Origin of the sequence: Agrobacterium vitis, from assembly GCF_013337045.2 — a bacterium.
Lineage (GTDB): Bacteria > Pseudomonadota > Alphaproteobacteria > Rhizobiales > Rhizobiaceae > Allorhizobium > Allorhizobium vitis_B.
In genome coordinates, this window is the sequence record NZ_CP118259.1 from 930,476 (window position 1) to 953,828 (window position 23,353).

Annotated in this window: 25 protein-coding genes; 15 read left to right on the forward strand and 10 right to left on the reverse strand. The window is 58.4% G+C overall.

The window, feature by feature from the left end; genetic code table 11:
* Window positions 1–107 precede the first annotated feature (107 nt).
* Window positions 108–830 carry a Crp/Fnr family transcriptional regulator gene (locus G6L01_RS04305; protein WP_070167369.1) on the reverse strand — a complete coding sequence of 241 codons (723 nt, stop codon included), beginning with the start codon at window positions 828–830 and terminating at the stop codon, window positions 108–110.
* A gap of 221 nt (window positions 831–1,051) precedes the next feature.
* Here G6L01_RS04305 and G6L01_RS04310 point away from each other — a divergent pair, with 221 nt between their 5' ends.
* From G6L01_RS04310 to ndk, 4 genes are all read left to right on the forward strand, one after another.
* On the forward strand, window positions 1,052–1,771 hold the full coding sequence (locus G6L01_RS04310; RefSeq protein WP_070167368.1) for a hypothetical protein: 720 nt from the start codon (window positions 1,052–1,054) through the stop codon (window positions 1,769–1,771).
* A gap of 188 nt (window positions 1,772–1,959) precedes the next feature.
* Window positions 1,960–2,562, forward strand: a complete 603-nt coding sequence (locus G6L01_RS04315) for a hypothetical protein (RefSeq protein ID WP_070167367.1) — start codon at window positions 1,960–1,962, stop codon at window positions 2,560–2,562.
* Window positions 2,563–2,639: 77 nt separating this feature from the next.
* Window positions 2,640–3,320, forward strand: coding sequence for a glutathione S-transferase family protein (locus G6L01_RS04320; protein ID WP_070167366.1), 681 nt, complete (start codon window positions 2,640–2,642; stop codon window positions 3,318–3,320).
* A 106-nt stretch (window positions 3,321–3,426) separates the two neighbouring features.
* A complete protein-coding gene (ndk, locus tag G6L01_RS04325; protein WP_041696404.1) occupies window positions 3,427–3,849 on the forward strand; it encodes a nucleoside-diphosphate kinase in 423 nt (140 codons plus the stop codon).
* 61 nt (window positions 3,850–3,910) lie between these two features.
* On the opposite strand, the gene G6L01_RS04330 is transcribed toward ndk, so the two are convergent.
* The 5 genes from G6L01_RS04330 to G6L01_RS04350 form a co-directional block, all read right to left on the reverse strand.
* A complete protein-coding gene (locus tag G6L01_RS04330; protein ID WP_070167365.1) occupies window positions 3,911–4,369 on the reverse strand; it encodes a molybdenum cofactor biosynthesis protein MoaE in 459 nt (152 codons plus the stop codon).
* A gap of 4 nt (window positions 4,370–4,373) precedes the next feature.
* Window positions 4,374–4,631, reverse strand: coding sequence for a molybdopterin converting factor subunit 1 (moaD, locus tag G6L01_RS04335; RefSeq protein WP_070167364.1), 258 nt, complete (start codon window positions 4,629–4,631; stop codon window positions 4,374–4,376).
* Window positions 4,628–5,218, reverse strand: coding sequence for a CDP-diacylglycerol--glycerol-3-phosphate 3-phosphatidyltransferase (gene pgsA / locus G6L01_RS04340; protein WP_070149510.1), 591 nt, complete (start codon window positions 5,216–5,218; stop codon window positions 4,628–4,630). The genes moaD and pgsA overlap by 4 nt, the downstream gene beginning before the upstream one ends.
* A 194-nt stretch (window positions 5,219–5,412) precedes the next feature.
* The gene (gene uvrC, locus G6L01_RS04345; RefSeq protein ID WP_070167363.1) at window positions 5,413–7,473 is read right to left on the reverse strand and encodes an excinuclease ABC subunit UvrC; all 2,061 of its coding nucleotides are present in this window, start codon (window positions 7,471–7,473) and stop codon (window positions 5,413–5,415) included.
* Window positions 7,470–8,261 (reverse strand): SDR family oxidoreductase, encoded by a 792-nt coding sequence (locus G6L01_RS04350; RefSeq protein WP_070167362.1) that lies wholly within the window; start codon window positions 8,259–8,261, stop codon window positions 7,470–7,472. Before G6L01_RS04350 ends, uvrC begins: the two co-directional genes overlap by 4 nt.
* 412 nt (window positions 8,262–8,673) lie before the next feature.
* Here G6L01_RS04350 and G6L01_RS04355 point away from each other — a divergent pair, with 412 nt between their 5' ends.
* The gene (locus G6L01_RS04355) at window positions 8,674–9,312 is read left to right on the forward strand and encodes an outer membrane protein (protein ID WP_071204672.1); all 639 of its coding nucleotides are present in this window, start codon (window positions 8,674–8,676) and stop codon (window positions 9,310–9,312) included.
* 89 nt (window positions 9,313–9,401) lie between these two features.
* On the opposite strand, the gene G6L01_RS04360 is transcribed toward G6L01_RS04355, so the two are convergent.
* On the reverse strand, window positions 9,402–9,998 hold the full coding sequence (locus G6L01_RS04360; RefSeq protein ID WP_070167361.1) for a glutathione S-transferase: 597 nt from the start codon (window positions 9,996–9,998) through the stop codon (window positions 9,402–9,404).
* Between the two features lie 32 nt (window positions 9,999–10,030).
* Window positions 10,031–10,882 (reverse strand): 23S rRNA (adenine(2030)-N(6))-methyltransferase RlmJ, encoded by an 852-nt coding sequence (locus tag G6L01_RS04365; protein ID WP_070167360.1) that lies wholly within the window; start codon window positions 10,880–10,882, stop codon window positions 10,031–10,033.
* A 75-nt stretch (window positions 10,883–10,957) separates the two neighbouring features.
* Here G6L01_RS04365 and G6L01_RS04370 point away from each other — a divergent pair, with 75 nt between their 5' ends.
* The 7 genes from G6L01_RS04370 to G6L01_RS04400 all read left to right on the forward strand — a co-directional run bounded on the left by G6L01_RS04370 (window position 10,958) and on the right by G6L01_RS04400 (window position 17,040).
* Complete coding sequence (locus tag G6L01_RS04370; protein ID WP_070167463.1) at window positions 10,958–13,072, forward strand: molybdopterin-containing oxidoreductase family protein; 2,115 nt, start codon at window positions 10,958–10,960, stop codon at window positions 13,070–13,072.
* On the forward strand, window positions 13,069–13,653 hold the full coding sequence (locus G6L01_RS04375; RefSeq protein WP_070167359.1) for an NUDIX domain-containing protein: 585 nt from the start codon (window positions 13,069–13,071) through the stop codon (window positions 13,651–13,653). The genes G6L01_RS04370 and G6L01_RS04375 overlap by 4 nt, the downstream gene beginning before the upstream one ends.
* A 148-nt stretch (window positions 13,654–13,801) precedes the next feature.
* On the forward strand, window positions 13,802–15,088 hold the full coding sequence (gene blh, locus G6L01_RS04380; protein WP_070167462.1) for a bifunctional sulfur transferase/dioxygenase Blh: 1,287 nt from the start codon (window positions 13,802–13,804) through the stop codon (window positions 15,086–15,088).
* A complete protein-coding gene (bigR, locus tag G6L01_RS04385) occupies window positions 15,082–15,426 on the forward strand; it encodes a sulfite-sensing transcriptional repressor BigR (protein ID WP_070149516.1) in 345 nt (114 codons plus the stop codon). The genes blh and bigR overlap by 7 nt, the downstream gene beginning before the upstream one ends.
* Window positions 15,426–15,833: a YeeE/YedE family protein gene (locus G6L01_RS04390; protein WP_070149577.1), complete on the forward strand. Its 408-nt coding sequence runs from the start codon at window positions 15,426–15,428 to the stop codon at window positions 15,831–15,833. The genes bigR and G6L01_RS04390 overlap by 1 nt, the downstream gene beginning before the upstream one ends.
* On the forward strand, window positions 15,830–16,264 hold the full coding sequence (locus G6L01_RS04395) for a YeeE/YedE family protein (protein ID WP_070167358.1): 435 nt from the start codon (window positions 15,830–15,832) through the stop codon (window positions 16,262–16,264). Before G6L01_RS04390 ends, G6L01_RS04395 begins: the two co-directional genes overlap by 4 nt.
* A complete protein-coding gene (locus G6L01_RS04400; RefSeq protein ID WP_070167357.1) occupies window positions 16,261–17,040 on the forward strand; it encodes a sulfite exporter TauE/SafE family protein in 780 nt (259 codons plus the stop codon). Before G6L01_RS04395 ends, G6L01_RS04400 begins: the two co-directional genes overlap by 4 nt.
* Here the strand turns inward: G6L01_RS04400 and purN are convergent.
* Both purN and purM read right to left on the reverse strand, forming a co-directional pair.
* The gene (purN, locus tag G6L01_RS04405; RefSeq protein WP_070167356.1) at window positions 17,030–17,719 is read right to left on the reverse strand and encodes a phosphoribosylglycinamide formyltransferase; all 690 of its coding nucleotides are present in this window, start codon (window positions 17,717–17,719) and stop codon (window positions 17,030–17,032) included. The two genes, G6L01_RS04400 and purN, sit on opposite strands and share 11 nt — an antisense overlap.
* The gene (gene purM / locus G6L01_RS04410; RefSeq protein WP_071206499.1) at window positions 17,716–18,789 is read right to left on the reverse strand and encodes a phosphoribosylformylglycinamidine cyclo-ligase; all 1,074 of its coding nucleotides are present in this window, start codon (window positions 18,787–18,789) and stop codon (window positions 17,716–17,718) included. Before purM ends, purN begins: the two co-directional genes overlap by 4 nt.
* A gap of 272 nt (window positions 18,790–19,061) precedes the next feature.
* Between purM and G6L01_RS04415 the strand changes: the two genes are divergently transcribed.
* From G6L01_RS04415 to G6L01_RS04425, 3 genes are all read left to right on the forward strand, one after another.
* Window positions 19,062–20,201, forward strand: a complete 1,140-nt coding sequence (locus G6L01_RS04415) for an AI-2E family transporter (RefSeq protein WP_070167355.1) — start codon at window positions 19,062–19,064, stop codon at window positions 20,199–20,201.
* On the forward strand, window positions 20,202–20,924 hold the full coding sequence (gene hdaA / locus G6L01_RS04420) for a DnaA regulatory inactivator HdaA (RefSeq protein WP_070167354.1): 723 nt from the start codon (window positions 20,202–20,204) through the stop codon (window positions 20,922–20,924).
* A 164-nt stretch (window positions 20,925–21,088) separates the two neighbouring features.
* Window positions 21,089–23,293, forward strand: coding sequence for an RNA degradosome polyphosphate kinase (locus tag G6L01_RS04425; RefSeq protein ID WP_071207251.1), 2,205 nt, complete (start codon window positions 21,089–21,091; stop codon window positions 23,291–23,293).
* Window positions 23,294–23,353: the final 60 nt, after the last annotated feature.

Below are 23,353 nucleotides of genomic sequence, written 5' to 3' on the forward strand. Positions count from 1 at the left end.
ATGGCCGTCGTGGCGGCGGCCATGCTTCTCTGAACTCCTCCTCGGCGGGGTAGAAAATCGTTCAGACGAGGAGACGTCGCATAGGACGCCTTGCATTCCGTCTTGCCTCACCGCCGCTGGGGTGCGACGATTGACCATCCCGCCTTGCTCCGCAAAAGCTCCGGCTTGACGATCAGAATACGGTGCTGTTGCATCTGAATGACCTCCCGCGATTTCCAGATCTGCAATTGAATATTGACCTTGGGGCGACTGGCGTTGATCAATTGCCCTAGCAGGTGCTGGGGTATCACTCTGTCAATCAGTGTGCCAGCAGGGGTGGTGCGGCCATGGCGGTCTGCCAGTTCCAGCAGAACGCGCGCCAGACGGGTTTCCAGGGATTGCAGTGCCAGGCCCTCGGCAAATTGCAAGGCGGCCTGAAGTTTTCGGGCATTACTGTGTAGCCAGAAATGCGCGACCGGTGGCAGCTGTGCCAGCTTGGTGAAGGTTGCGCCTTCAATTTCCACCAGGCGAGTTTCCTCAGTTGCCGTGGCGCTCGTGCCATAGGTGCTACCCAGGGCCAATTCACTGTCGCCAATCATCTCGCCAGCACGCAACTCTCTGAAGATCACCTCATGGCCCGAGATTGACTGGAAGGACAGGTGTACGCCGCCGGAGAGAATGATGCCGACGGCATGACAGGCATCCCCCGCCTGGAATATTGTCTGTCCATTTAAGTATTTCCGAATGCGAAATGCCCGTTCATGCTCTGCCAGGACTTTTGGATCAAGCAAGGCAAAGGGTTCATGAGACCGCAAATTGCTGACGATAGGAATATAAGGCTGAAATGGCATGGTCTGAAAATGTCCGTTGAGAGGAATACCACAGAGTGCCAGTCATGATTGCGAAAAATCAGGATTCAACTGTAACGTAAGGAACATGATTGGAGGAAATATTTATCTATAGTTGCATTCACGGTTGGTTACGACCGTTGTTGGCCCATCAAGGTGGTTGGCCGACAGGCGGGACAGTGCATGGTGCGCTGACTGCCGATTAACGCGACTTGGAGAATGATATGACGATTTGGATGGGAAGAAATGCGATTGAATCACAGGCAAAGGTTGAAGCTGGTCAGCCTTATTCGCTTAAGATACTGAATGAAAACACGAAATTCCAGCAATTCGCGCTCTATCAAACGATCCCGAAGGTGATCGGCTCATCCTTTGATCCGATCTCGCTTGCCTGGATGGTGGGCGGAGCTGCCGGGGGAGCGCCGGACAATCCGAGCCAGTCGCAGTTCAGCTGGACCATCGACTATGCTGCAACTGCTGGCTACATTCAGGATCTTGGTACGACGACCCAGCCGCGCAGCTTCCAGACAGCCAGCCAGGTGGGGGTTCTCATCAACTCCGCCAACACGGTAGGCGTTACCTACCAGGGGCAGTTTCCCTATGGCGCGCCCGGTTTCCCCAACGAACCCGTCAACGGCACCCAAGGGGTGATCGTCATTAAGTCCGACAACTCGTTCCCGACCGTGGCTGTCCAGCGCAGCGAGAAAGTATCTGTGAATGTCGGTCTTGCCATGGCAGGGAAATCGGCAATTGCTGTGCAGTTGGAGCCGAACCTGACCTACCAGTTCACGCCAAAGCCGACCTATTACATTATCGCCGGCTCCTTCGTGCAAGGGCAGGTGATTGACACAGCCATTTCCAGCGCTGCCTACGAAGTAAAGTTCCAGGGCGTGACCAATATGACGGTTCGCTTTACCCAGCAAAACCAGTTTGAACCCGCCTGATTGACCCAGCCGCAGAGCGACCCAAAAGCAAACTGGACCCGGTGCGGAAACGCATCGGGTCTTTTGTTGTTTTCATCTTTTGAGTGTGGGGTTTGAAAATTATTGTTATGATGATTCTTCACAGACTGCGACGAGCTGCAAGGGGTTTTGGACGCCCGCGGTCCTGTTCATTTTGAAGGAGGAAAGTCTTGGGCAGTGAGGAGACAAAGAACCTATCCAACAAACAGGAATATACACTGACGATTCTCAACGAGAATACAAAGTTTCAACAGTTCGTGATATTTCAGAAGGTGCCGAGTGCATCATCCTATGATCCATTCTCGCTCGCCTGGATGGTGGGCGGAGCTTCTGTGGGCGCGCCGGGCAGTTTCGAGACGATCAGCCAGATGGGTGTTCGCATCAACTCTGCCAATACGGTGGGTGCTAACTATCAGGGGCAGTTTTCTGATGGGGTAACCGGCTTGCCCAACGAGCCCGTCGACGATACCCAGGCCGTGACCCATATCAATGCCGACGATGCGTTACCGACCGTGGCCGTCCGGCACAGCGAGAACGTATCTCTGAATGTCGGCCTTGCCATGGCCGGGAAATCGGCAATTGCTGTTCAGTTGAAGCCGAACTTGACGTACCAGTTCAAGCCAAATCCGACCTACTACATTATCGCCGGCTCCTTCGTGCAAGGGCAGGTGATTGACACAGCCATTTCCAGCGCTGCCTATGACACGGAGTTTCAAGATGACGGTGTGCGGCCGGCAGCGGGCAAGCCCTTCAGTCTTGATGTTGATGGCTGATATAAGCATTTTTGATTTGAATAGTTAGGAGGATTGACATCCGATAGTCGGATTGTTTCGACTGGAGGCAACCACTGATGACCCGACTTCTCTACTCACTTGCAGGCACGGACGTCACTCGTCCGTTTTCACCGCATTGCTGGAAGATCATCCTGGCGCTGCGCCACAAGGGATTGAGCTTCGAGGAAAAGCCGCTGGCTTTTACCGAAATTCCAACGGTGGAGGAGGGGGTCTCGAAGCTCGTGCCTATCTTGCGCGATGGCGATAAGGTGGTGGCGGATAGTTTCCAGATCGCGCTTTATCTGGAGGAGGCCTATCCGGATCGCCCAAGCCTGTTTCGCGGCGAAGGTGGCAAGGCGCTGGCACGGTTTGTGGAAGGCTATTCGCAATCCACTATCCATCCGGCCATCAGTGCCATCATCCTGATGGACATTTATAATATGATTTCTCCCGCCGATCAGGCGCATTTTCGCAAAACCCGCGAAGCGCTGTTCGGCAAGGTGCTGGAAGAGATTTTCCCGGATCGTGACGGTGCGATTGCGGCTTTTCCGGCAAAACTCCAGCCCTTGCGGCATATGCTGCGCTCGCAACCTTTTATCGGCGGGGAAAAGCCGTTGTTTGCCGATTACATCGTGTTTGGCGCGTTGCAATGGCTGAAGATTGTCACAGGCTCGATCTTCCTGCCCGAAGACGATCCGGCAGCGCAATGGTTTGAGCGCTGTGGCTCCCTTGGCCTGGCGCAGGCTGACGCGGCATAAAGGCCTCGTCATGTGACGGTGGCGTGAAATTCGCGCATCCCCCTTGTCTTCGCGAATCGGGGCAGGTAGAAACCGCCCACTTTCCCTACAAACAAAGGACGAGACGATGGCGATTGAACGCACCTTTTCGATGATCAAGCCGGATGCAACCAAGCGTAACCTGACGGGCGCGATCACCAAGGTTTTTGAAGACAACGGCCTGCGCGTTGTTGCTTCGAAGCGCGTCTGGATGAGCACGCGCGAAGCTGAAGGCTTCTACGCCGTTCACAAGGAACGCCCTTTCTTCGGCGAACTGGTTGAAGGCATGACCTCCGGCCCAACCGTGGTTCAGGTTCTGGAAGGCGAAGGCGCCATCCTCAAGAACCGCGAAATCATGGGCGCAACCAATCCTGCCCAGGCTGCCGAAGGCACGATCCGTAAGCAGTTCGCCCTCTCCATCGGCGAAAATTCCGTGCACGGCTCCGACGCCCCGGAAACTGCCGCTGAAGAAATCGCTTACTGGTTCGCAGCCACCGAAATCGTCGGCTGAGCCTCTTCGAGGCTTTTGCTTTCAGAATTAAAAAAACCGGAGCTGAGAGGCTCCGGTTTTTTCATGTCCATCTGTCGCGGGCCGCGTCGTCAGCGTCGCGGGCGGCGACCCAGCCGGCTGACGTGCCATCCTTGGCATGTTCCTTCTTCCAGAAGGGGGCGGCGGTTTTCAGGAAATCCATCACGAAATTGGCGCCGTCGAAGGCTGCCTGCCGGTGGCTTGAGGCGGCAATGACAAGCACGATCTGTTCGCCAGCGGCGATCTTGCCATAGCGATGCAGCACGGTCAGTGCCATCAGATCGAACCGCTCGATGGCAAGCGTGGCAATCCGGTTCATCTCGGCTTCTGCCATGCCGGGGTAATGTTCCAGCTCCAGCGCATCGAGCCTGCCCTGTTCATCACGGCAAAGTCCGACGAAGGACACCAGCGCGCCGATATCCGTTCGACCATCCGTTATCAACGCCGTCTCTGCCGAAGCGTCAAAATCGTCCTTCTGAACCCGGATGACAGGCGACACCATGGCCTCAACCACCGGTCATTGGCGGAAACAAGCCGATTTCGCGGGCGCCAGCCAGCGACTCGTCATGCTCGACATGTTCCTGATTGACGGCAATCCGAATGGCGTTTGGAAATTGCAGCGCCTCGGCGTAATTCTCGCCGCGTTCGGTCAGATAGGCGATCAGGTCGGTGCCGGTCTTTACCTGTTCGGGCAGCGCAAGCTCTTCCTCATCGAGGCCGATCTTTTCACGCACCCAGGCGAAATAGACAAGCTTGACGGTCATTCGTCCACCATATGTTTCACACCGGCTTTGAAATAGTCATAGCCGGTATACATGGTGAGAGCGGCGGCGATCCACAGCAGGCCGATGCCGATCTGGGTCGTGTAAGGCAGAACCTTGTCGCCTGCCGGACCAGCCAGCAGAAAGGCAAGTGCCACCATCTGCACCGTGGTTTTCCACTTGGCGATTCGCGTCACCGGCACGCTGACCTTCAGTTCGGCCAGGTATTCCCGCAGGCCGGAGACCAGGATTTCGCGGCAGAGGATGATGATGGCGGCCCAGAGCGACCAGCCGGCAATGGTTTTTTCCGTATCGGCAGCCATCAGCAACAGGCAGGTGGCGACCAGCAGTTTGTCGGCAATCGGGTCGAGCATCCGGCCGATATTGGAGGTCTGGTTCCAGATCCGGGCCAGATAGCCGTCGAAGAAATCGGTGATCGAGGCGATAACAAAGATCGCCAGAGCCGCCCAGCGGGCAAAGTCGGTGCTTTGCAGCTTGCCTTCCAGATAGAAGCACAGAACGATCAACGGCACGGCCAGAATACGGCCATATGTCAACAGGTTGGGAATGCTGTAGGTACGCGAAGCCATGATGCCCTGTCTTTGTTATGAAGCGCTGGAAGATGGCGCTTGGGAAGATCGATCGTCAAGCCGGTGCTAAGGTTTTTCCGGGGTCGAAAAGGCCATTTTATGCTCACTACAGCAAAGGTTTGTTGTAGCGCTTTATATTTGCTGCATAATTTTCTCCTTAAATCGAGTCCGATTTAAGGAATTAAGCAGCTTCACTATTCCCGGCTGTTTTCGTGAGAATGACCAGCATTTTCATGAAAATGATTGTAAACTTGTCGTGCAACGGCTTCCGAAATGCCATCCACCGCCATCAGATCGTTCATTGCCGCTCGCGAGACCGCCTTGGCCGTGCCGAAATGCTGTAACAGCGCCCGCTTGCGGGTCGGTCCGATGCCACCGATTTCATCCAATGGATTCTTGACCATTTCCTTCTTGCGCCGCGCCCGGTGCGAGCCGATGGCAAAGCGATGTGCCTCGTCGCGTAGCCGCTGGATGAAATAAAGCACCGGATCGCGTGGCGGCAAGGTGAAGTCCGGCTTGCCCTCAGCAAAGAAACGCTCACGGCCCGCATCGCGGTCAACGCCCTTGGCGACGCCGATGGCCGTGACGCAATCGGTAATGTCCAGTTCCTTCAGGATCGCCCTGACGGCGGTCATCTGACCCTGGCCACCATCGATCAGAATCACATCGGGCCAGGCCGGGAAAACCGCATCCGCGCCTTCCTCGGAAACAGTTTTGCGGTCCGGCTTGCCTTCTTCCTTCAACAGACGCGAAAAGCGCCGCGTCATCACTTCGCGCATCATGCCGAAATCGTCGCCAGGGGTGATGTCGGTCGATTTGATGTTGAACTTGCGATACTGGTTGCGCACGAAGCCTTCCGGCCCAGCGACCACCATGCCGCCCACCGCATTGGTCCCCATGATGTGGGAATTGTCGTAGATCTCGATCCGGCGTGGCACGTAACTGAGCGCGAACGTTTCGGCAAAGCCTTTCAACAAGCGTTCCTGCGAGGCCGTCTCCGCCAGCTTGCGGCCATGGGCCTCGCGGGCATTGCCATGCACATGTTCGACCAGATCCTTCTTCTCGCCGCGTTGCGGCACCAGGATCGTCACCTTGTATCCCGCCTTTTCGGAGAGCGCCAAGCTCAACAGGTCCTGCTCGTCAATCCCCTCCGACAGCAGCACTTGCCGGGGGCAGGGCTTGTCGTCGTAAAACTGTGCCAGAAAGGCGCTCAACACTTCCGCGCCGGTCATTTGCGGATCGGCCTTCGGGAAATAGGCGCGGTTGCCCCAGTTCTGTCCGGTCCTGAAAAAGAACACCTGGATACAGGTCAAGCCGCCCTCGTGGTGGATGGCGAAAATATCGGCCTCCTCGACGCCCGCCGGATTGATGCCCTGGTGGCTCTGCACATGGGAAAGGCCCGCCAGACGGTCGCGGAACACGGCGGCGCGCTCGAAATCCAGCTCTTCCGCTGCCTCGTTCATCGTCCGCGCCATGGCTTCCTTGACGTTCTGGCTCTTGCCGGACAGGAAATCCTTGGCCTCCTTCACCAGCACGCCGTAATCGGCATCGCTGATTTCATGGGTGCAGGGGCCGGAACAGCGCTTGATTTGATAAAGAAGACAGGGCCGCGTGCGGCTCTCAAACACGCTGTCAGTGCAGGTGCGCAACAGAAACGCCCGTTGCAACGAATTGATGGTGCGCCCAACAGCGCCCGCCGAGGCGAAGGGGCCGAAATAATCGCCCTTGCGGGCGCGCGCACCGCGATGCTTGTAAATGGCGGGGGCGCGGCCATCGCCGGTTACCAGGATATAGGGAAAGCTCTTGTCGTCGCGCAACAGCACGTTATAGCGCGGCCGCAAGCGCTTGATCAGGTTGGCTTCGAGCAACAGCGCTTCGACCTCGGTTCGGGTCGTGACGAATTCCATATGGGCGGTTTCGCGCACCATCCGGGTCAGGCGGTTGGAATGCAGGCGGCCTTGCGCGTAATTGCTGACGCGCTTCTTTAGGCTGCGGGCCTTGCCGACATAGAGCACGTCGCCGTCGCCATTCATCATCCGGTAGACGCCGGGATTGTTGGGTAGTTTCTTGACGAATTCCGCAATCAGGTCGGCACCGGTCAGGCCGCTGCCATGCAGGGCACCCTCGTTCCAGTCGATCGGCGGCAACACGGCAGCGACCGCGGGGTCGATTGCGCCGTCTGCCGCAATGTCGTCCTCGTCGTCTTCCGTGCCATCATAGAGAATGCCGCCTTCCGGCTGCTTCCCTGGGGTCATTCCGCAATCTCCGTACCGTTTGCGCCGGGCCAAATCAGATGTTGCCCGCCATCAAGGGCGAACATTTGGCCGGTGATCGATGGCGTGTCAAAAAGAAAGCGGATGGTGCGGCCGAATTCGTCAAGACCCGCGCCCTGCTTCAGCGGCAGGCTGTCGATCTGCGCCTGGAAATCCTTCTGCTCCTGCCGCTCGCTTTTCAGCGTCGGGCCGGGGCCGATGGCATTGACCCTGATCTGTGGGGCAAAGGCCTGCGCCATGGTTCTCGTCGCCGTCCACAAGGTGGATTTCGACAATGTATAGGAAAAGAAGGTCGGTTTCAGGGCCAGCACCCGCTGATCGATGATGTTGACGATCAGGCCTGCACCATTGTCCGGCACCTGCCGATGAAATTCAGCTGCCAGAATGGTGGGGGCGCGGACATGAATGTCGAAATGTGCTGCGAAACGCTCCGCGTCGAACTTCTCGGCTTTATCATCCAGAAACACCGAGGCGTTGTTGACCAGCAAGCCGAGAGGGCCGAGGGCTTGAGTGGCGTTTGCGATCAGCGCCTGGGTCTCGTCAATGTCGCGAAGGTCGGCTTTCAGCGCCACCGCCTTGCCGCCCTTGGAACTTATTCGGTCCGCCAGAGTTTCAGCTTCGTCAAGAGAGGCATGGGTGTGGATGGCGACGGCAAATCCGTTGTCTGCCAGATCCTCCGCAATGGCGCGGCCAATCCGTTTGGCGGAAGCGGTGACAAGTGCGGTTCTTGGGGCTGTTCGTGGCGCAGCTGTTGGACGAGGGGCGGACATGCTCTTCACCTTTTATTATCTCCGGTTTTGTATGGACTGGCGAGACACTCGCGGCGCCGCTGTCATCACCTGCAAGATATATGGCAGGGGGTGGCTAAGTTGAAGGTCGCCGATCTTGGATTTCCAACCCTTTGTTATTTGATGTCACACTGCATTTGCGAAAGTAAAATGCCGTGAGCGTAAAGTAATATCTTGTTGACGATTTATTAGGGTTAACAAATCACCTGTTGCACGAAAGCAACGTCTAAATTTTGCCTAGTGTTTGCCTAAAATATTTCACAATTCGGCTCTTCCAATTCCGCAATTGAGGGCCATTTTCAACACTGAAGCGGGCAGGGACATCCGTGCAAGTATTCGAACCGCAAGAGACGACATGATCGCCATCGGTTCGTTTTATAAAGGAGAATTTGGTATGCGTACTCTCGTTATGATTTTGCTGGCATCGTCTGCTGGTCTTTCCCTCGTTACCGGCGCTCACGCTGCCGATGCCGTCATGTCGGTGCCGGAAGCACCCGCAGCCGTCGATATGCCGGCTCCGGTCAGCAACTGGGCCGGTGCTTATGTCGGCGGTGCCGGCACCTATACAATGGGTCGTTCGCACGGCAGCAAGTTCAGCGCCCGTGCGTTCGGCGGCCAGGTCTATGGCGGCTACAACATGCAGAACGACAAGATCGTTTACGGTGGTGAAGCTGACATCGGTTATGACGGCAATGGTAGCCGCTCCGGCGCTGGCCTGACCGGCAAGCAGGGCGTGAACGGTTCTATTCGTGGCCGCGTCGGTTACGACCTCAACCCCTTCATGGTTTATGGCACGGCCGGTGTGGCTGCGGCTGATACCAAGATTTCCGGTGCAGGCGGTTCCGACAGCAAGGCTGCTCTCGGCTACACGGTTGGTGCAGGTGTCGAAGCCATGGTGACCAACAACATCACCACCCGCGTCGAATACCGCTACACCGACTACCAGAACAAGGACTACAATATCGGTGGTTCCAAGGTATCGCGCGGCTTTGACGACCAGAGCGTCAAGGTTGGTATCGGCATGAAGTTCTGATCTGTCCGATCAGTGTACGTTTGAAAAGGAGCCCGGCCTTAGCGCCGGGCTTCTTGATTCTGGGAAGACTTTCAAGCTTGGAAAAACTTTCAGGCCTGCGGGCGCAGCAACTGATACCCGTCGAATTTCTTGGCAAAAAGCGCTGGCCATTCGGTCAGCGCCACATGACCATTTTCCCATTCGCCGGGAAAGCGCAGCATCAGGTAGCCGAGCAGGCCCGCCATGGAAAAATGGCCGCCGTTCAGCTTCTTGCCCATTTTCGGCATATGGGTTTCCAGATAGTCCAGCCCGCGTGTGACCTTTTCCCATTGCCGGTCGATATAGGGCTGGTGAATCTTTTCCGGCGGATGCAGGCGCTTCTCATAGACGATTGCCAGAAGGCAATCAGTGATGCCATCGCATAGCGCTTCGAGCACCTCGGCCTCGGTGCGCTTCTCTTCCTTTTTGGGATAAAGCCCACCGTCCGAGATCCGATTCAGATAGTGCATGATGGCGCGGCTGTCATAAATCGCCTGGCCGTCGTCGGTGATCAGGGTCGGGATCTTGCCCAGCGGATTGTTGTCGATCAGGTCGGACGGATTGGCATTGGTGTCGACCTTGATTTCCTCAAGAGTGATGCCGGTGGCGCGGGCGGCCATCCTGACCTTGGAGGAATAGGGTGAGGCGGGAGCATAAAGCAGCTTCATCGGTTTGGTCCTGTTCGCGTGTCAGGTGGAGTTTACTCTTCGCCGCGCAGCCAGAAGCAGCGCTGCGAGGCATAGCGGTCCTGCGCAAGCACCCGCTTCAATTCGGGCAGCAGCGCATGCAATTCATCCTTGAGGGTGAAGGGAGGGTTGACGACGATCAGGCCGGAGCCGGACAGACCGGTCAAATCCCGGTCGCTTTTCACCGACAGTTCTGCGCAGAGCATCTTGGGAATGCCTGTTTCTTTCAAGGCCTCGTGGAAAGCGGCAATCGGCGCGCCTTTCTTGATTGGATACCAGAGGCAATAGACACCGGCGGAAAACCGGCGATAGGCCCGCGCCAATCCGTCGACCAGCCGTTCATATTCCCCGTCCAGCTCGAACGGTGGATCGACCAGCACGATACCGCGTTTTTCCTTGGGCGGCAGATGGGCGCCCAGCGCCAACCAGCCATCCAGTTCGGTGATTCGCGTCTGGTAATCGCCTTCGAACAGCCGGGAAAGTGTGCGGCAATCGTCCGGATGCAATTCCATGGCCGACAGACGGTCCTGTGGACGAAACAGGTCGCGCGCCAGCTTCGGCGAGCCCGGATAGCGGGTCAGACCGCCATCCGGGTTCAGTGCCCGCACCACGTCGAGATAGGGTTGCAGCACCTGCGCTGCTGCGGGCGTCAGCTCGGCGTCGAGCAATTTGCCGATCCCGCCCAGCCATTCACCGGTTTTTTGCGATTCGTCTGAGGATAGATCGTAAAGACCGATGCCCGCATGGGTATCCAGCACACGGAATGCCTTGTCCTTTTGCTGGAGATAAATGACCAGCCGCGCCAGCACGGCATGCTTCAGCACGTCCGCGAAATTGCCTGCGTGGTAGATGTGGCGGTAATTCATGCGCTTTTCCGATGGGTCCAGTGATTTTTTGGAATGGGGCTTTTGAGCCTTGAGGGCTTGGCCTATAACTTTGCCATGAACATCATCAGCCCCGCCTTGAAAACTTCCGTTGGTCATACGGCCTGTCCGCATGACTGTCCATCCACCTGCGCGCTTGAGGTCGATCTGACGCCGGACGGCAGGATCGGACGGATGCGCGGCGCGCGCGACAATAGCTATACCGCTGGCGTGATCTGCGCCAAAGTGGCGCGCTATACCGAGCGGCTCTATCACCCCGACCGCTTGCTGGTGCCGCAGCGCCGCAAAGGCGCCAAAGGGGCGGGCAGTTGGCAGGAAATTTCCTGGGAGGCGGCGCTGGATGAAATCGCCAATGCCTTCGTCAAAGCCGAGCAGGTGCATGGCAGCGAGGCCGTCTGGCCTTATTTCTATGCCGGGACGATGGGGCAGGTGCAGCGCGATTCGATAGAGCGGCTGCGCCATGCCAAGAAATATTCCGGCTTTTTCGGTTCGATCTGCACCAATCTGGCCTGGACCGGCTATGTGATGGGCACCGGCGCGCTGCGTGGCCCCGACCCGCGCGAAATGGCGGTTGCCGATTGCGTGGTGATCTGGGGCACCAATGCGGTGGCGACCCAGGTCAATGTCATGACCCATGCGGTGGCGGCGCGCAAAAATCGCGGCGCGAAAATCGTCGTCATCGATATCTACGATAATCCGACCATGAAACAGGCCGATATGGGCCTCATTCTGCGCCCCGGCACCGATGCGGCGCTGGCCTGTGCCGCAATGCATATTGCCTTTCGTGACGGTTATGCCGACCGGGATTATATGGCTGACTTTGCCGACGATCCCGCTGGGCTGGAAGCGCATCTGAAGGACAAGACGCCGGAATGGGCCGCCAGCATTACCGGTCTTTCGGTTGAAGAGATCGAAGGCTTCGCCAGATTGGTCGGCGAGACCAAAAAGACGTTCTTCCGCCTCGGCTATGGCTTTACCCGCAGCCGCAACGGTGCGGTTTCCATGCATGCTGCCCTGTCGCTTTCGACTGTTCTGGGCAGCTGGCAATATGAAGGCGGCGGCGCGTTTCATTCCAACAGCGATATTTTCAAGCTCAATAAGGCCGAGTTGATGGGGACGGCGTTTGTCGATCCTGATATCCGCATGTTGGACCAGTCGCAGGTTGGCCGGGTGCTGACCGGCGATGCGGAGGCGCTGCGCCATCGCGGACCGGTGACGGCGATGCTGATCCAGAACACCAACCCGGTCAATGTTGCGCCGGAACAGCGGCTGGTGAAGCAGGGTTTTCTGCGCGGCGATCTGTTTGTGGCCGTGCATGAGCATTTCATGACCGAGACGGCGGAGCTTGCCGATCTGGTTCTGCCGGCAACGATGTTCGTTGAGCATGACGATCTTTATCGCGGCGGTGGCCAGAGCCATATGCTGATTGGGCCAAAACTGGTCGAGCCGCCGGACACGGTGCGCACCAATCTCTTTGTTATTGAGGAACTGGCCAAACGGCTCGGCGTGTCGGATCTTCCGGGTTTCGGCCTCAGCGAACGCGAGCATATCGACCATATCCTCGCCGCTAGCGGCAAGCCGGATTTTGCCAGTTTCGAGCAGGATAAGTGGCTGGATTGCCAGCCGCCGTTCGAAGACGCTCATTATCTCAAAGGTTTTGCCCACCCCGATGGCAGGTTCCGCTTTAGGCCGGATTGGGAAGGCACGCCCGCGCCCAACAAACCGCCACGGGCAATGGGTTCGCAGGGGCCGGTGGCCGCGCTTCCGGTTTTCCCCGATCAGATGGATGTGATCGAGACAGCGGATAGCGAGCATCCGTTCCGGCTGGCCACGTCACCCGCCCGCAATTTCCTCAACTCGACCTTTGCCGAGACCAAGACCTCGCGTGATAAGGAGGGCAGGCCGGAGGTGATGGTCAATCCGGCTGACGCGGCGGCACTGGGTATCGGCCATGGTGATGTGGTGCAGATCGGCAACCGGCGCGGCGCCTTGCGTATCCACGTCAACGTCACCGATGCGGTCAAGCCCGGCGTGCTGGTGGCGGAAGGTCTTTGGCCCAACAAGGCGCATCTGGACGGCGAGGGCATCAACGTGTTGACCGGTGCCGACGCGCCCGCCCCGCATGGTGGGGCGGCGTTTCACGATAACAAGGTTTGGGTTCGGGTATCATGAGCAAGTTTGACGCGACCGGCATTACCATTGTCGAGGACAAGACCCTGTGGAAGGGCTGGAGCCATCTGCGCAAGATGGTGTTCGATTATGCGAAACCGGATGGCACCACCCAGCGCCTTAGCTGGGAAGTCTTCGATCGCGGCCATGCCGTGGCAATCCTGCTGCATGACCCGTCGAAGAGAACCTTGCTGCTGGTGCGGCAGTTTCGCATTCCCGCCTATATGATGGGTGATAAACCCTTTCTGCTGGAAGTGCCTGCTGGCATGACCGATGGCGAGGACGCCGAAAAGGCAGTGACCCGCGAAGTTGAAGAGGAGACCGGCTATCACATTGCCGCGCCGCGTTTTCTGTTCACCGCCTATATGTCGCCGGGAGCGGTGACGGAAAAGATCCACTTCTTCTACTCACCCATCGATGAGGCGCAAAAACTGTCGCTCGGCGGCGGGCTGGAAGCCGAACACGAAGATCTGGAACTGGTGGAAGTGCCGCTTAAGGATGCAATTTCGATGATCGAGCGCGGCGACATCGTCGATGGCAAAACGATCATGCTGCTGCAATGGGCGGCGCTTAACCTGGCCTGAGGGGAGCGGTCGGGGAACGTTCCGACCAAGGCAATTCACTCATCGTTTTGAGAGGCCGGGAGGACGCATGGCCTGCGTCATTCTGGCTCTTGCGCCTTCTATCAATATACATTATATGATATTGTATATTGATAGAAGGCGCACCACCATGCCGAACCACATCTCCGATACGTTTACCATTTCCAGCCAACCCTCCATGGGTGAGATTGCCGCACTGGCGGCCGACGGGTTTACCACGCTCGTCAATCTACGCCCTGATGCTGAAGAAGGGGCCCCCGGAACGAAAGCCGAGCGTGAGGCCGCGCAAAAGGCCGGGCTGGACTATCATTTCATTCCGGTCACCATGGCCGATATTACCGAGGCTGATGTGGAGGCTTTCCGGGCAGCGTCTCAAGGCAAGCTTAAGGTCTTTGCCCATTGCCGCAGCGGCCTGAGGGCGCTGACCCTGCATGTTCTAAGTGAAGTCCTCGATGGCCGCATGAGTGTGGACGAGGTCCCATATTTCGGTTCTGCTCATGGCATGGATCTGAGCGCCGCCGTCGCCTGGCTCAATCGCCGGGCCGAGCGTCGGCCGCAGGTCAAGGGCTTCTTCGACCCGCGCACCTGGAGTGTGCAATATGTGGTGTCCGACCCTGCAACGAAAGTCTGCGCCATCATCGATCCGGTACTGGATTACGATGAGAAATCCGGCCAGACCTCGACCGTGAATGCTGATCGCATCCTTCGCCATATCGAGGACGAGGGGCTGACGGTCGCCTGGATTCTCGACACCCATCCCCATGCCGATCATTTTTCTGCTGCCGACTATCTGAAGGGCAAGACCGGCGCGCCAACGGCGATTGGTGCACATGTGATCGATGTGCAGGCCCTGTGGAAGGGCATCTACAATTGGCCGGCGCTGAAAACCGATGGGTCGCAATGGGACCGGCTATTCAGCCATGGTGAGACCTTCAAGCTCGGCTCCATCGATGCGAAGGTGATGTTTTCGCCGGGCCATACGCTGGCATCTGTCACTTATGTCATCGGCGATGCGGCCTTTGTGCATGACACGATGTTCATGCCTGACAGTGGCACGGCGAGGGCCGATTTCCCCGGTGGGGATGCCCATATGCTGTGGCAATCCATGCAGGATATTCTGGCCCTGCCTGACGACACCAGGATTTTTACCGGCCATGACTATCAGCCGGGCGGGCGCAATCCGCGTTGGGAAAGCACTGTTGCAGCGCAGAAGGCCGCCAATCCGCATCTGGCCAATACGGATGAGGCCGGGTTCATCGCCCTGCGTCAGGCTCGCGACCGCACCCTGCCGATGCCGAAACTGATTCTCCATGCCTTGCAGATCAATGTGCGTGGCGGGCGGTTGCCGGAACCGGAAGACAATGGCCGCCGCTACCTGAAAATTCCGCTTAATGTTCTGGAGGGGGCCCCATGGTAGATCCGTTTGCTGAGATCAAACGCCGCGTCGGCATGACGCCGAAGGCGATGGAAGAGCGGGCCGATGAAGTGGCCGGGCATTTGAAAACACTCGCCCATCCGGTGCGCCTCATGCTGGTCTGTACGCTGGTCGAGGGCGAATGGTCGGTGGGTGAGCTGGAGGAAAAGCTGGATATTCACCAGCCGACCCTGTCGCAGCAGCTTACCGTGCTCCGCGAGGCCGGGATCGTCGAGACCCGGCGCGAGGGCAAGCAGATATTCTACCGCCTGACGGAGGCGAAGACCCAGCGGTTGATTGCCGCGCTGTTCACGATTTTCTGTGCGGAGGACGAAGCATGATGCAGACCTATCTTCCTTCGCTTGCGGGCGGCGTGATGATCGGTGCCTCGGCCATCCTGTTTCTGGTGATGACGGGCCGGATTGCCGGAATCAGTGGCATTGTCGGGCGCCTGGCCCAAGGGGGGAGCATCGCTATCAATAGCGCATTTGTCGTTGGGTTGATGCTTGGTCCCATCCTGTTCCTTGCCCTGTTTGGGGCATGGCCGCAGGTGACGATGACGGCCAGCCTGCCGCTGGCGGTTGTTGCTGGCCTGCTGGTCGGTTTCGGTTCGCGCATGGGCTCAGGCTGCACCAGTGGCCATGGCGTTCTGGGGCTGGCGAGACTGTCGCCGCGCTCCTTCGTTGCGGTCGTCACCTTTCTCTTCACCGGCATTGTCACCGTGACGATCATGAGGGGCAGCCTATGAAAACCGTCCCCTTGCAGGCTGCTGCCGCGCTCCTATCCGGCCTGCTGTTCGGCTTCGGCCTGTCCTTGTCCGGCATGCTGGACCCCGCCCGTGTCCAGGGCTTTCTTGATATTTTCGGCGCTTGGGACCCGAGCCTGATCTTCGTGTTGGGCGGTGCGGTTGTCACGGCTTTCGCCGGTATGGTGCTGATGCGCCGTATGGCCCGTCCCGTGCTGGCGGATCGTTTCGCCATGCCGACCGCGACCCGCATCGATTTGCCGCTGGTGGCAGGCTCGGCCATTTTCGGTATCGGTTGGGGCCTTGGAGGGTTCTGTCCCGGTCCGGCGCTGGCGGCTTTGCCGCTCGGCTATGGAGAAAGCCTGATCTTCGTCGTTGCCATGGTGATCGGCATGGTCGTGCATGATCGCCTGATGACGGGAGGTCGCCAATGAACACACTTTTTGCAGCCATCGGCTCAGGCAGCGTGGTCGGCTTCACCCTTGGCCTGCTGGGGGGAGGCGGGTCTATCCTGGCGACCCCGCTGCTGCTCTATGTGGTGGGCGTGTCGCAACCGCATGTGGCGATCGGTACCGGCGCGCTGGCGGTGTCGGCCAATGCCCTTATCAATTTTGCCAGTCACGCCCTGAAAGGCAATGTCCGCTGGCGCTGCGGCGCGGTGTTTGCAGCGCTGGGTGTGCTTGGCGCGTTGGCCGGGTCCTCGCTTGGCAAGGCGATGGATGGCACGAGGCTTCTGCTGTTGTTCGGTATTGTCATGGTGGCCGTCGGCCTGTTGATGCTGCGACCCAGAAAAGCCATAGCCGTCGTACCGAAACCGGTGGATCTCAGCATGTGCCTGATGACAGCATTTGTCGCGCTGGTAACAGGGGCGGCTTCCGGCTTTTTCGGCATCGGCGGTGGCTTCCTGATTGTGCCAGGCCTGATGCTTGCCACGGGCATGCCGATGATCAATGCGGTCGGCACGTCGCTGCTGGCGGTGGCGGCCTTCGGGCTGGCAACAGCAGTGAATTACGCGCTATCCGGGCTGGTGGACTGGGCATTGGCGGGGGAATTCATTCTGGGTGGGCTGCTGGGCGGTATCGTCGGCACCCTCTCGGCAACACGGCTCGGCGCGCATAAAAACACCCTCAACCGCATTTTCGCGGTGATGATTTTCCTGGTTGCCTTCTATGTGATCTACAAAAGCTCCAGCGCGATCATTACGCGCTGAGCAGCCGCGCCTCAGCATCCGCGACAAAGCCGGAGCGCTCAATGCGTCCATCTTCCAGCATGGTGACGGTGCCGCCTGCCACTAGCTGCAAGGCGACCGGATAGATGCGATGCTCCACCGTCAGGGTGCGGGTCGCCAGCGTCTCGGCAGTATCGGTCGGTAGTACGGGCACAGCGGCCTGGGCGACAATTGGACCTTCGTCCATGCCTTCAGTGACGAAATGCACGGTGCAGCCAGCAATCTTCATGCCCGCATCCAGCGCCCGTTGATGGGTGTGCAGGCCCGGAAACAGCGGCAGAAGCGACGGGTGAATATTAAGAATGCGGCCCTGATAGCGGCGAATGAAATCGCCCGACAGCAGCCGCATATAACCGGCAAGACAGATCAGATCGGGCTGCACCTGATCCAGCGCGGCCAGAATGGCGGCTTCGTGGTCCGCCTTGCTGGCATAGTCCTTACGGGGAAAGGCGGCAGCGAAAATGCCGAGATCGCTGGCCTTGGCCAGACCGCCAGCCTCCGGCTTGTCGGAGAATACGGCAACGATTTCCGCCGGGTAATCCTCTGCTTCACAGGCCTTGGCCAGCGCCACCATATTGGAGCCGCTGCCGGAAACCAGCACGGCGACACGCTTTTTGGCGTGAGATGGCCTTTCGACCGCCGATGATGGTGCCGAACTCATAGGCCGAGCGTTCCCTTGTAGACGGTACCGGGCGCGCCTTCCTCACGGGAAATCATCCGGCCAAGACGGGCGACGGTCTCGCCTTCGGCTTTGAGAACAGCGGTGACCGCATCGGCGTTTTCGGCGGCGACCACGACGATCATGCCGACGCCGCAGTTGAAGGTGCGCAGCATTTCATTCTGCGCCACGCCACCGGTTTTCGACAGCCAGGAAAACACGGCGGGCACCGTGATCGAAGTAAGGTCGATTTCAGCGGCCAGATGCTTGGGCAGAACACGCGGGATATTTTCCGGAAAACCACCGCCGGTAATATGGGCCAGTGCTTTCAGGGCCTTGGTCTCGCGGATTGCCTTCAACAGCGGCTTCACATAAATCCGGGTCGGGGTCAGAAGGGCAGCGCCAAGTGTTGCGCCTTCTGCAAACGGTGCCGGTGCGTCCCAGCCAAGGCCGGACAGCTCGACGATCTTGCGGACCAGCGAAAAGCCGTTGGAATGGACGCCGGATGAGGCAAGACCAAGAATGACATCGCCCTCGGCAATATCACCCGCAGGCAGAAGCTCACCACGTTCGGCAGCGCCAACAGCAAAACCGGCCAGATCGTAATCGCCGCCGGAATACATGCCGGGCATTTCAGCAGTCTCGCCGCCAATCAGCGCACAGCCTGCCTCGAGGCAGCCCGCCGCAATACCGCCGACGATGGCAGCACCCTGGTCGGGATCGAGCTTGCCGGTGGCGTAATAATCGAGAAACAGCAGGGGTTCGGCACCCTGCACCACGAGATCGTTGACGCACATGGCAACGAGATCGATACCGACAGTGTCATGCAGGCCCGCATCGATGGCGATCTTCAGCTTGGTGCCGACGCCGTCATTGGCCGCGACCAGTATCGGATCGGTAAAGCCTGCCGCCTTCAGGTCGAACAATCCGCCGAAGCCGCCGATCTCGCCATCGGCACCGGGGCGGCGGGTGGAGCGAACCGCAGGCTTGATCTTTTCGACCAGAAGATTGCCCGCATCGATATCGACGCCTGCATCGCTATAGGTCAGACCGTTTTTCCCCGACTGGCTCATCCGTTCGTCTCCGCTGGTTGGCAGGGTTTGGCTCATTTCGCCCGCCATGGCATGGGTGGGGCCGCGATGCAAGCGCAAGGGCTGGAAACTGCCGCTTTTTCATCGTTTTCCAAGGACTGTGGTGGTTGCATATGCGAATTGCGGTCGTGCCACCTTGACCCTTGACGAAACACCATCCTATCTCATGTTCATCGGCATGATGATAGGATGGCCTGTTGCGGCCCGCATATCCAGTTTGCAAAAAGGCAATCCGCCGGGAAGGACAGTAAGTCATGATCAAGCGCGTCAGCGGCCCCGTTTTCTGGCGGCAGGTTCTTTTCGGCATCGGCACGCTGGCGGTGGTCATCGTCTTTTTGCTGACCTTCAGCTCCATTCTGCTGCCCTTCGTGGCTGGCATGGCGCTCGCCTATTTTCTCGATCCGGTCGCCGACCGGCTGGAGCGGCTGGGCCTGTCGCGGATGATGGCCACGGTGCTGATCCTGGTGTCTTTCGTGGTGATTTTCGTCTTGTCGCTGGTGATCATCATTCCGGTCCTCGTCACCCAGCTCAATGACTTCATCACCAATATTCCCGATTATGTCAGCCAGTTGCAGGCGCTGATTGCCAAATCCAACGCATCCTGGGTGCCGAAATGGCTGAATGGTCAGGTGAGCACCCAGATGGCGGCGATCAAGGGCAATTTTTCCCGCTATCTGGCAGAAGGGGCAGGCTTTATCGGCACGCTTCTGTCGCAATTGTGGAATTCCGGCAAGGCGCTGTTGGACATCATTTCCCTGCTGGTGGTGACCCCTGTCGTCGCCTTCTATCTTCTGCTCGACTGGGACAGGATGATGGCCAAGCTGGACAGCCTCATTCCGCGCAATCAGGTCGGTGCCGTGCGGGAAATCGCCCGCGAGATGAACCGCACCATTGCCGGTTTCGTGCGTGGCCAGGGCTCGCTCTGCCTCATTCTCGGCATTTATTACGCGGTCGGCCTGTCGCTGATCGGTTTGAATTTCGGCCTCCTGATCGGCTTTTTCACCGGCATGATCAGCTTCATTCCCTATGTCGGCTCATCCGTTGGTCTTATTCTGGCGCTCGGCATGGCGGCGGTGCAATTCTGGCCGGACTATCTTTGGGTGGTCATTACAGGCGTATTCTTCTTCACCGGCCAGTTTCTGGAAGGCAATGTCCTTCAGCCCAAGCTGGTCGGCTCCAGCGTTGGCCTGCATCCCGTCTGGCTGATGTTTGCGATGTTCGCCTTCGGCTCGCTCTTCGGTTTTCTGGGGGTTCTGGTCGCGGTTCCCTGCGCGGCGGCGGTTGGCGTGCTTGTCCGCTTTGCCGTGCGGCGATATCTTGACAGCGATCTATACTATGGTGAGGAGGCGACCGTGATCAAGGACGTCCGCCCTCCAGTCATTTCAGAGACGTAAATGCGTGACATCGACAAGACAGCGGTGCGGCACCCAGCATATGAAGGCAAAACGGGCGAACAACTACCGCTCGCCTTGGGCCACAGCCCGGCATCGGGCCGCGACGACCTTTTGGTCTCGGACCGGCTGGCGGCTGCCGTATCTGTTGTCGATGCCTGGCCCAGCTGGCCGTCACCGGTGGTTATCCTGTCAGGGCCGCAAGGCTCAGGAAAATCGCATCTGGCGGAAATCTGGCGGTCGCAAAGCGGGGCTGCTGATATTCTCCCCGTGGCCGGTGCAGAGAGCTCCCTGACCGCATCCAAGGGACCGGTGCTGTTTGAGGACGCTGACCGGGCGGATTTCGACGAGGTCGAGCTGTTTCATGTGATCAACAGCGTCAAGCAGCATGGTACGAGCCTGCTGATCACCTCGCGCACCTGGCCATTGTCCTGGCCGGTCAAGCTGGCCGATCTGCGTTCCCGGCTGAAGGCCGCGACACTGGTTGAAATCGGCGAGCCGGACGAGGCTTTGCTGTCGCAGGTGATCGTCAAGCTGTTTGCCGACCGCCAATTGGCGATTGACGAACGGGTCGTTGATTATATCGTTCAGCGTATGGAACGGTCGCTGGCTGCTGCGCAGACCGTGGTCGAGCACCTTGATCGGCTGGCACTGGCGCGTCGGGTCAAAATCTCGCGGGCGCTGGCGGCGGAGGTTCTGGATTCTCTCTCTGCAATCGACGGCTAACGGTTGTCACAGGAACGTCGTGTTGCTGGTATAGTTGGGCAAGTCTGTGACTCCCTCTGAGTTTTAGCGGGATTTGCAATCAATAGAAGTGTCATGGCTTGCATTGCGTTTTGCATGAAGCTGGGACGCCATGCCGCAAGGCATTGAAAACGAAGGCGGGAACAATGGAATCGGTGACGGAATCGGCGGTATCTCAGGAAACGGTTATCCTGGCGGGAGAAGAGGTCGCGCGCGAGGAATTGCTCTCCAGCCCGCATCGCTTCATCAATCGTGAATTTTCCTGGCTGCAATTCAATCGGCGGGTGCTTGAGGAAACCCTGAACACCGCCCATCCGCTTCTGGAGCGTGTGCGCTTCCTGTCGATTTCCGCCGCCAACCTGGATGAGTTTTTCATGGTGCGCGTCGCCGGGCTGGAAGGCCAGGTGCGCCAGGGCATCGTCATCAAGAGCCCGGATGGACGCACGCCCGTCGAGCAATTGGAAGATATCCTCAAGGAAATCGACAATCTGCAAATGGAACAGCAGGCGTCACTGGCCGTCTTGCAGCAATATCTCGCCAAGGAAGACATTCTGATTGTCCGGCCCTCCGCTCTTTCCGAGGAAGACCGCCTCTGGCTGGGGACCGAATTTGAGCAGTCGATCTTTCCTGTCCTGACGCCGCTGTCCATCGATCCGGCCCATCCGTTCCCCTTCATTCCCAATCTCGGCTTTTCCATGGGGCTGCAACTGGAAAGCCTGCATGGCAAGGAGCCTATGACGGCACTGCTGCGCCTGCCGACCGCGCTGGACCGCTTCATTCGCCTGCCCGACGACAAGAACACCATCCGTTATATCACGCTCGAAGATGTGGTCGGCATGTTCATCCACCGGCTCTATCCCGGTTATGAGGTCAAGGGTTACGGCACGTTCCGCATCATCCGCGACAGCGATATCGAGGTCGAGGAAGAGGCCGAAGATCTGGTCCGGTTTTTCGAAACGGCCCTGAAACGCCGTCGTCGCGGCAAGGTGATCCGCATCGAAACCGATTCGGAAATGCCAGCGGCGCTGCGCCAGTTCGTGGTACAGGAATTGAATGTGCCGGATAACCGCGTCGCGGTTCTGCCGGGGCTGTTGGCGCTGAATACCATATCTGAAATCACCAAGGCCCCGCGTGAAGATTTGCGGTTTGAGCCTTACAATGCCCGGTTCCCGGAGCGGGTTCGTGAGCATATGGGCGATTGCCTGGCGGCCATCCGCGAAAAGGACATGGTGGTTCACCACCCCTATGAAAGCTTTGATGTCGTGGTGCAGTTCCTGCTCCAGGCTGCCCGCGATCCCGACGTGCTGGCCATCAAGCAGACGCTTTACCGTACCTCGAATGATAGCCCGATTGTCCGCGCCCTGATCGATGCCGCCGATGCCGGAAAATCGGTGACGGCGCTGGTGGAGTTGAAGGCCCGGTTTGATGAAGAGGCCAATATCCGCTGGGCACGCGACCTGGAGCGGGCTGGCGTGCAGGTGGTGTTCGGCTTTATCGAGCTGAAAACCCATGCCAAGATGTCCATGGTGGTGCGCCGTGAAGACGGCAAGCTCAGGACCTATTGCCATCTCGGCACCGGCAATTATCACCCGATTACCGCGAAGATCTATACGGACCTGTCGTTCTTCACCTGCAATCCGAAGATTGCCCATGACATGGCCAATGTCTTCAACTTCATCACCGGCTATGGCGAGCCGGAGGAAAACATGAAGCTGGCGGTGTCTCCCTACACGATGCGCTCGCGTATTCTGCGGCATATCGAGGAAGAAACCAGCAATGCCAAGGATGGCAAGCCGTCCGGCATCTGGATGAAGATGAATTCTCTGGTCGATCCTGAGATTATCGATGCGCTTTACCGGGCCAGTGCCGCTGGCGTCGAAGTGGATCTGGTCATTCGCGGCATCTGCTGCCTGCGGCCGCAAGTGGCGGGTCTCTCGGAAAATATCCGGGTCAAATCGATCATCGGACGTTTCCTTGAACATAGCCGGATTTTCTGCTTCGGTAATGGCCATCGTCTGCCCTCCGAAAAGGCGCTGGTCTATATCGGCTCGGCCGATATGATGCCGCGTAATCTGGATCGGCGTGTCGAAACCTTGGTGCCGCTGGTCAACCCAACGGTGCATGAACAGGTTCTCTCGCAGATCATGCTGGGCAATCTGATTGACAACCAGCAGAGCTACGAGATATTGCCCGATGGAACGTCGAGGCGCATCGATGTGCGCGCAGGCGAGGAACCTTTTAACGCGCAACAGTATTTCATGACCAATCCCAGCCTGTCCGGGCGAGGAGAAGCCTTGAAGTCGAGCGCGCCGAAGCTGATCGCCGGGGTTGTTTCCGGTCGGAAAAGCTAAGCAGGTTTTCCGAAAGGCGGGTGACCGGCTTTCGGATAGACCTGCAAAGCAAGTGAACGC

Excerpts from the sequence above, each read along its gene's own strand:
- G6L01_RS04350 (WP_070167362.1), bottom strand. The coding sequence starts at position 8,261 with ATGTCCGCCCCTCGTCCAACAGCTGCGCCACGAACAGCCCCAAGAACC.
- G6L01_RS04365 (WP_070167360.1), bottom strand. The coding sequence starts at position 10,882 with ATGAATTACCGCCACATCTACCACGCAGGCAATTTCGCGGACGTGCTG.
- purN (WP_070167356.1), bottom strand. The coding sequence starts at position 17,719 with ATGAGTTCGGCACCATCATCGGCGGTCGAAAGGCCATCTCACGCCAAA.
- G6L01_RS04355 (WP_071204672.1), top strand. The coding sequence starts at position 8,674 with ATGCGTACTCTCGTTATGATTTTGCTGGCATCGTCTGCTGGTCTTTCC.
- blh (WP_070167462.1), top strand. The coding sequence starts at position 13,802 with ATGCCGAACCACATCTCCGATACGTTTACCATTTCCAGCCAACCCTCC.
- moaD (WP_070167364.1), bottom strand. The coding sequence starts at position 4,631 with ATGACCGTCAAGCTTGTCTATTTCGCCTGGGTGCGTGAAAAGATCGGC.
- ndk (WP_041696404.1), top strand. The coding sequence starts at position 3,427 with ATGGCGATTGAACGCACCTTTTCGATGATCAAGCCGGATGCAACCAAG.
- G6L01_RS04395 (WP_070167358.1), top strand. The coding sequence starts at position 15,830 with ATGAAAACCGTCCCCTTGCAGGCTGCTGCCGCGCTCCTATCCGGCCTG.
- uvrC (WP_070167363.1), bottom strand. The coding sequence starts at position 7,473 with ATGACCCCAGGGAAGCAGCCGGAAGGCGGCATTCTCTATGATGGCACG.
- hdaA (WP_070167354.1), top strand. The coding sequence starts at position 20,202 with ATGCGTGACATCGACAAGACAGCGGTGCGGCACCCAGCATATGAAGGC.
- G6L01_RS04415 (WP_070167355.1), top strand. The coding sequence starts at position 19,062 with ATGATCAAGCGCGTCAGCGGCCCCGTTTTCTGGCGGCAGGTTCTTTTC.
- bigR (WP_070149516.1), top strand. The coding sequence starts at position 15,082 with ATGGTAGATCCGTTTGCTGAGATCAAACGCCGCGTCGGCATGACGCCG.
- G6L01_RS04305 (WP_070167369.1), bottom strand. The coding sequence starts at position 830 with ATGCCATTTCAGCCTTATATTCCTATCGTCAGCAATTTGCGGTCTCAT.
- G6L01_RS04400 (WP_070167357.1), top strand. The coding sequence starts at position 16,261 with ATGAACACACTTTTTGCAGCCATCGGCTCAGGCAGCGTGGTCGGCTTC.
- G6L01_RS04320 (WP_070167366.1), top strand. The coding sequence starts at position 2,640 with ATGACCCGACTTCTCTACTCACTTGCAGGCACGGACGTCACTCGTCCG.
- G6L01_RS04375 (WP_070167359.1), top strand. The coding sequence starts at position 13,069 with ATGAGCAAGTTTGACGCGACCGGCATTACCATTGTCGAGGACAAGACC.
- purM (WP_071206499.1), bottom strand. The coding sequence starts at position 18,789 with ATGAGCCAGTCGGGGAAAAACGGTCTGACCTATAGCGATGCAGGCGTC.
- G6L01_RS04360 (WP_070167361.1), bottom strand. The coding sequence starts at position 9,998 with ATGAAGCTGCTTTATGCTCCCGCCTCACCCTATTCCTCCAAGGTCAGG.
- G6L01_RS04310 (WP_070167368.1), top strand. The coding sequence starts at position 1,052 with ATGACGATTTGGATGGGAAGAAATGCGATTGAATCACAGGCAAAGGTT.
- pgsA (WP_070149510.1), bottom strand. The coding sequence starts at position 5,218 with ATGGCTTCGCGTACCTACAGCATTCCCAACCTGTTGACATATGGCCGT.
- G6L01_RS04425 (WP_071207251.1), top strand. The coding sequence starts at position 21,089 with ATGGAATCGGTGACGGAATCGGCGGTATCTCAGGAAACGGTTATCCTG.
- G6L01_RS04390 (WP_070149577.1), top strand. The coding sequence starts at position 15,426 with ATGCAGACCTATCTTCCTTCGCTTGCGGGCGGCGTGATGATCGGTGCC.
- G6L01_RS04370 (WP_070167463.1), top strand. The coding sequence starts at position 10,958 with ATGAACATCATCAGCCCCGCCTTGAAAACTTCCGTTGGTCATACGGCC.
- G6L01_RS04330 (WP_070167365.1), bottom strand. The coding sequence starts at position 4,369 with ATGGTGTCGCCTGTCATCCGGGTTCAGAAGGACGATTTTGACGCTTCG.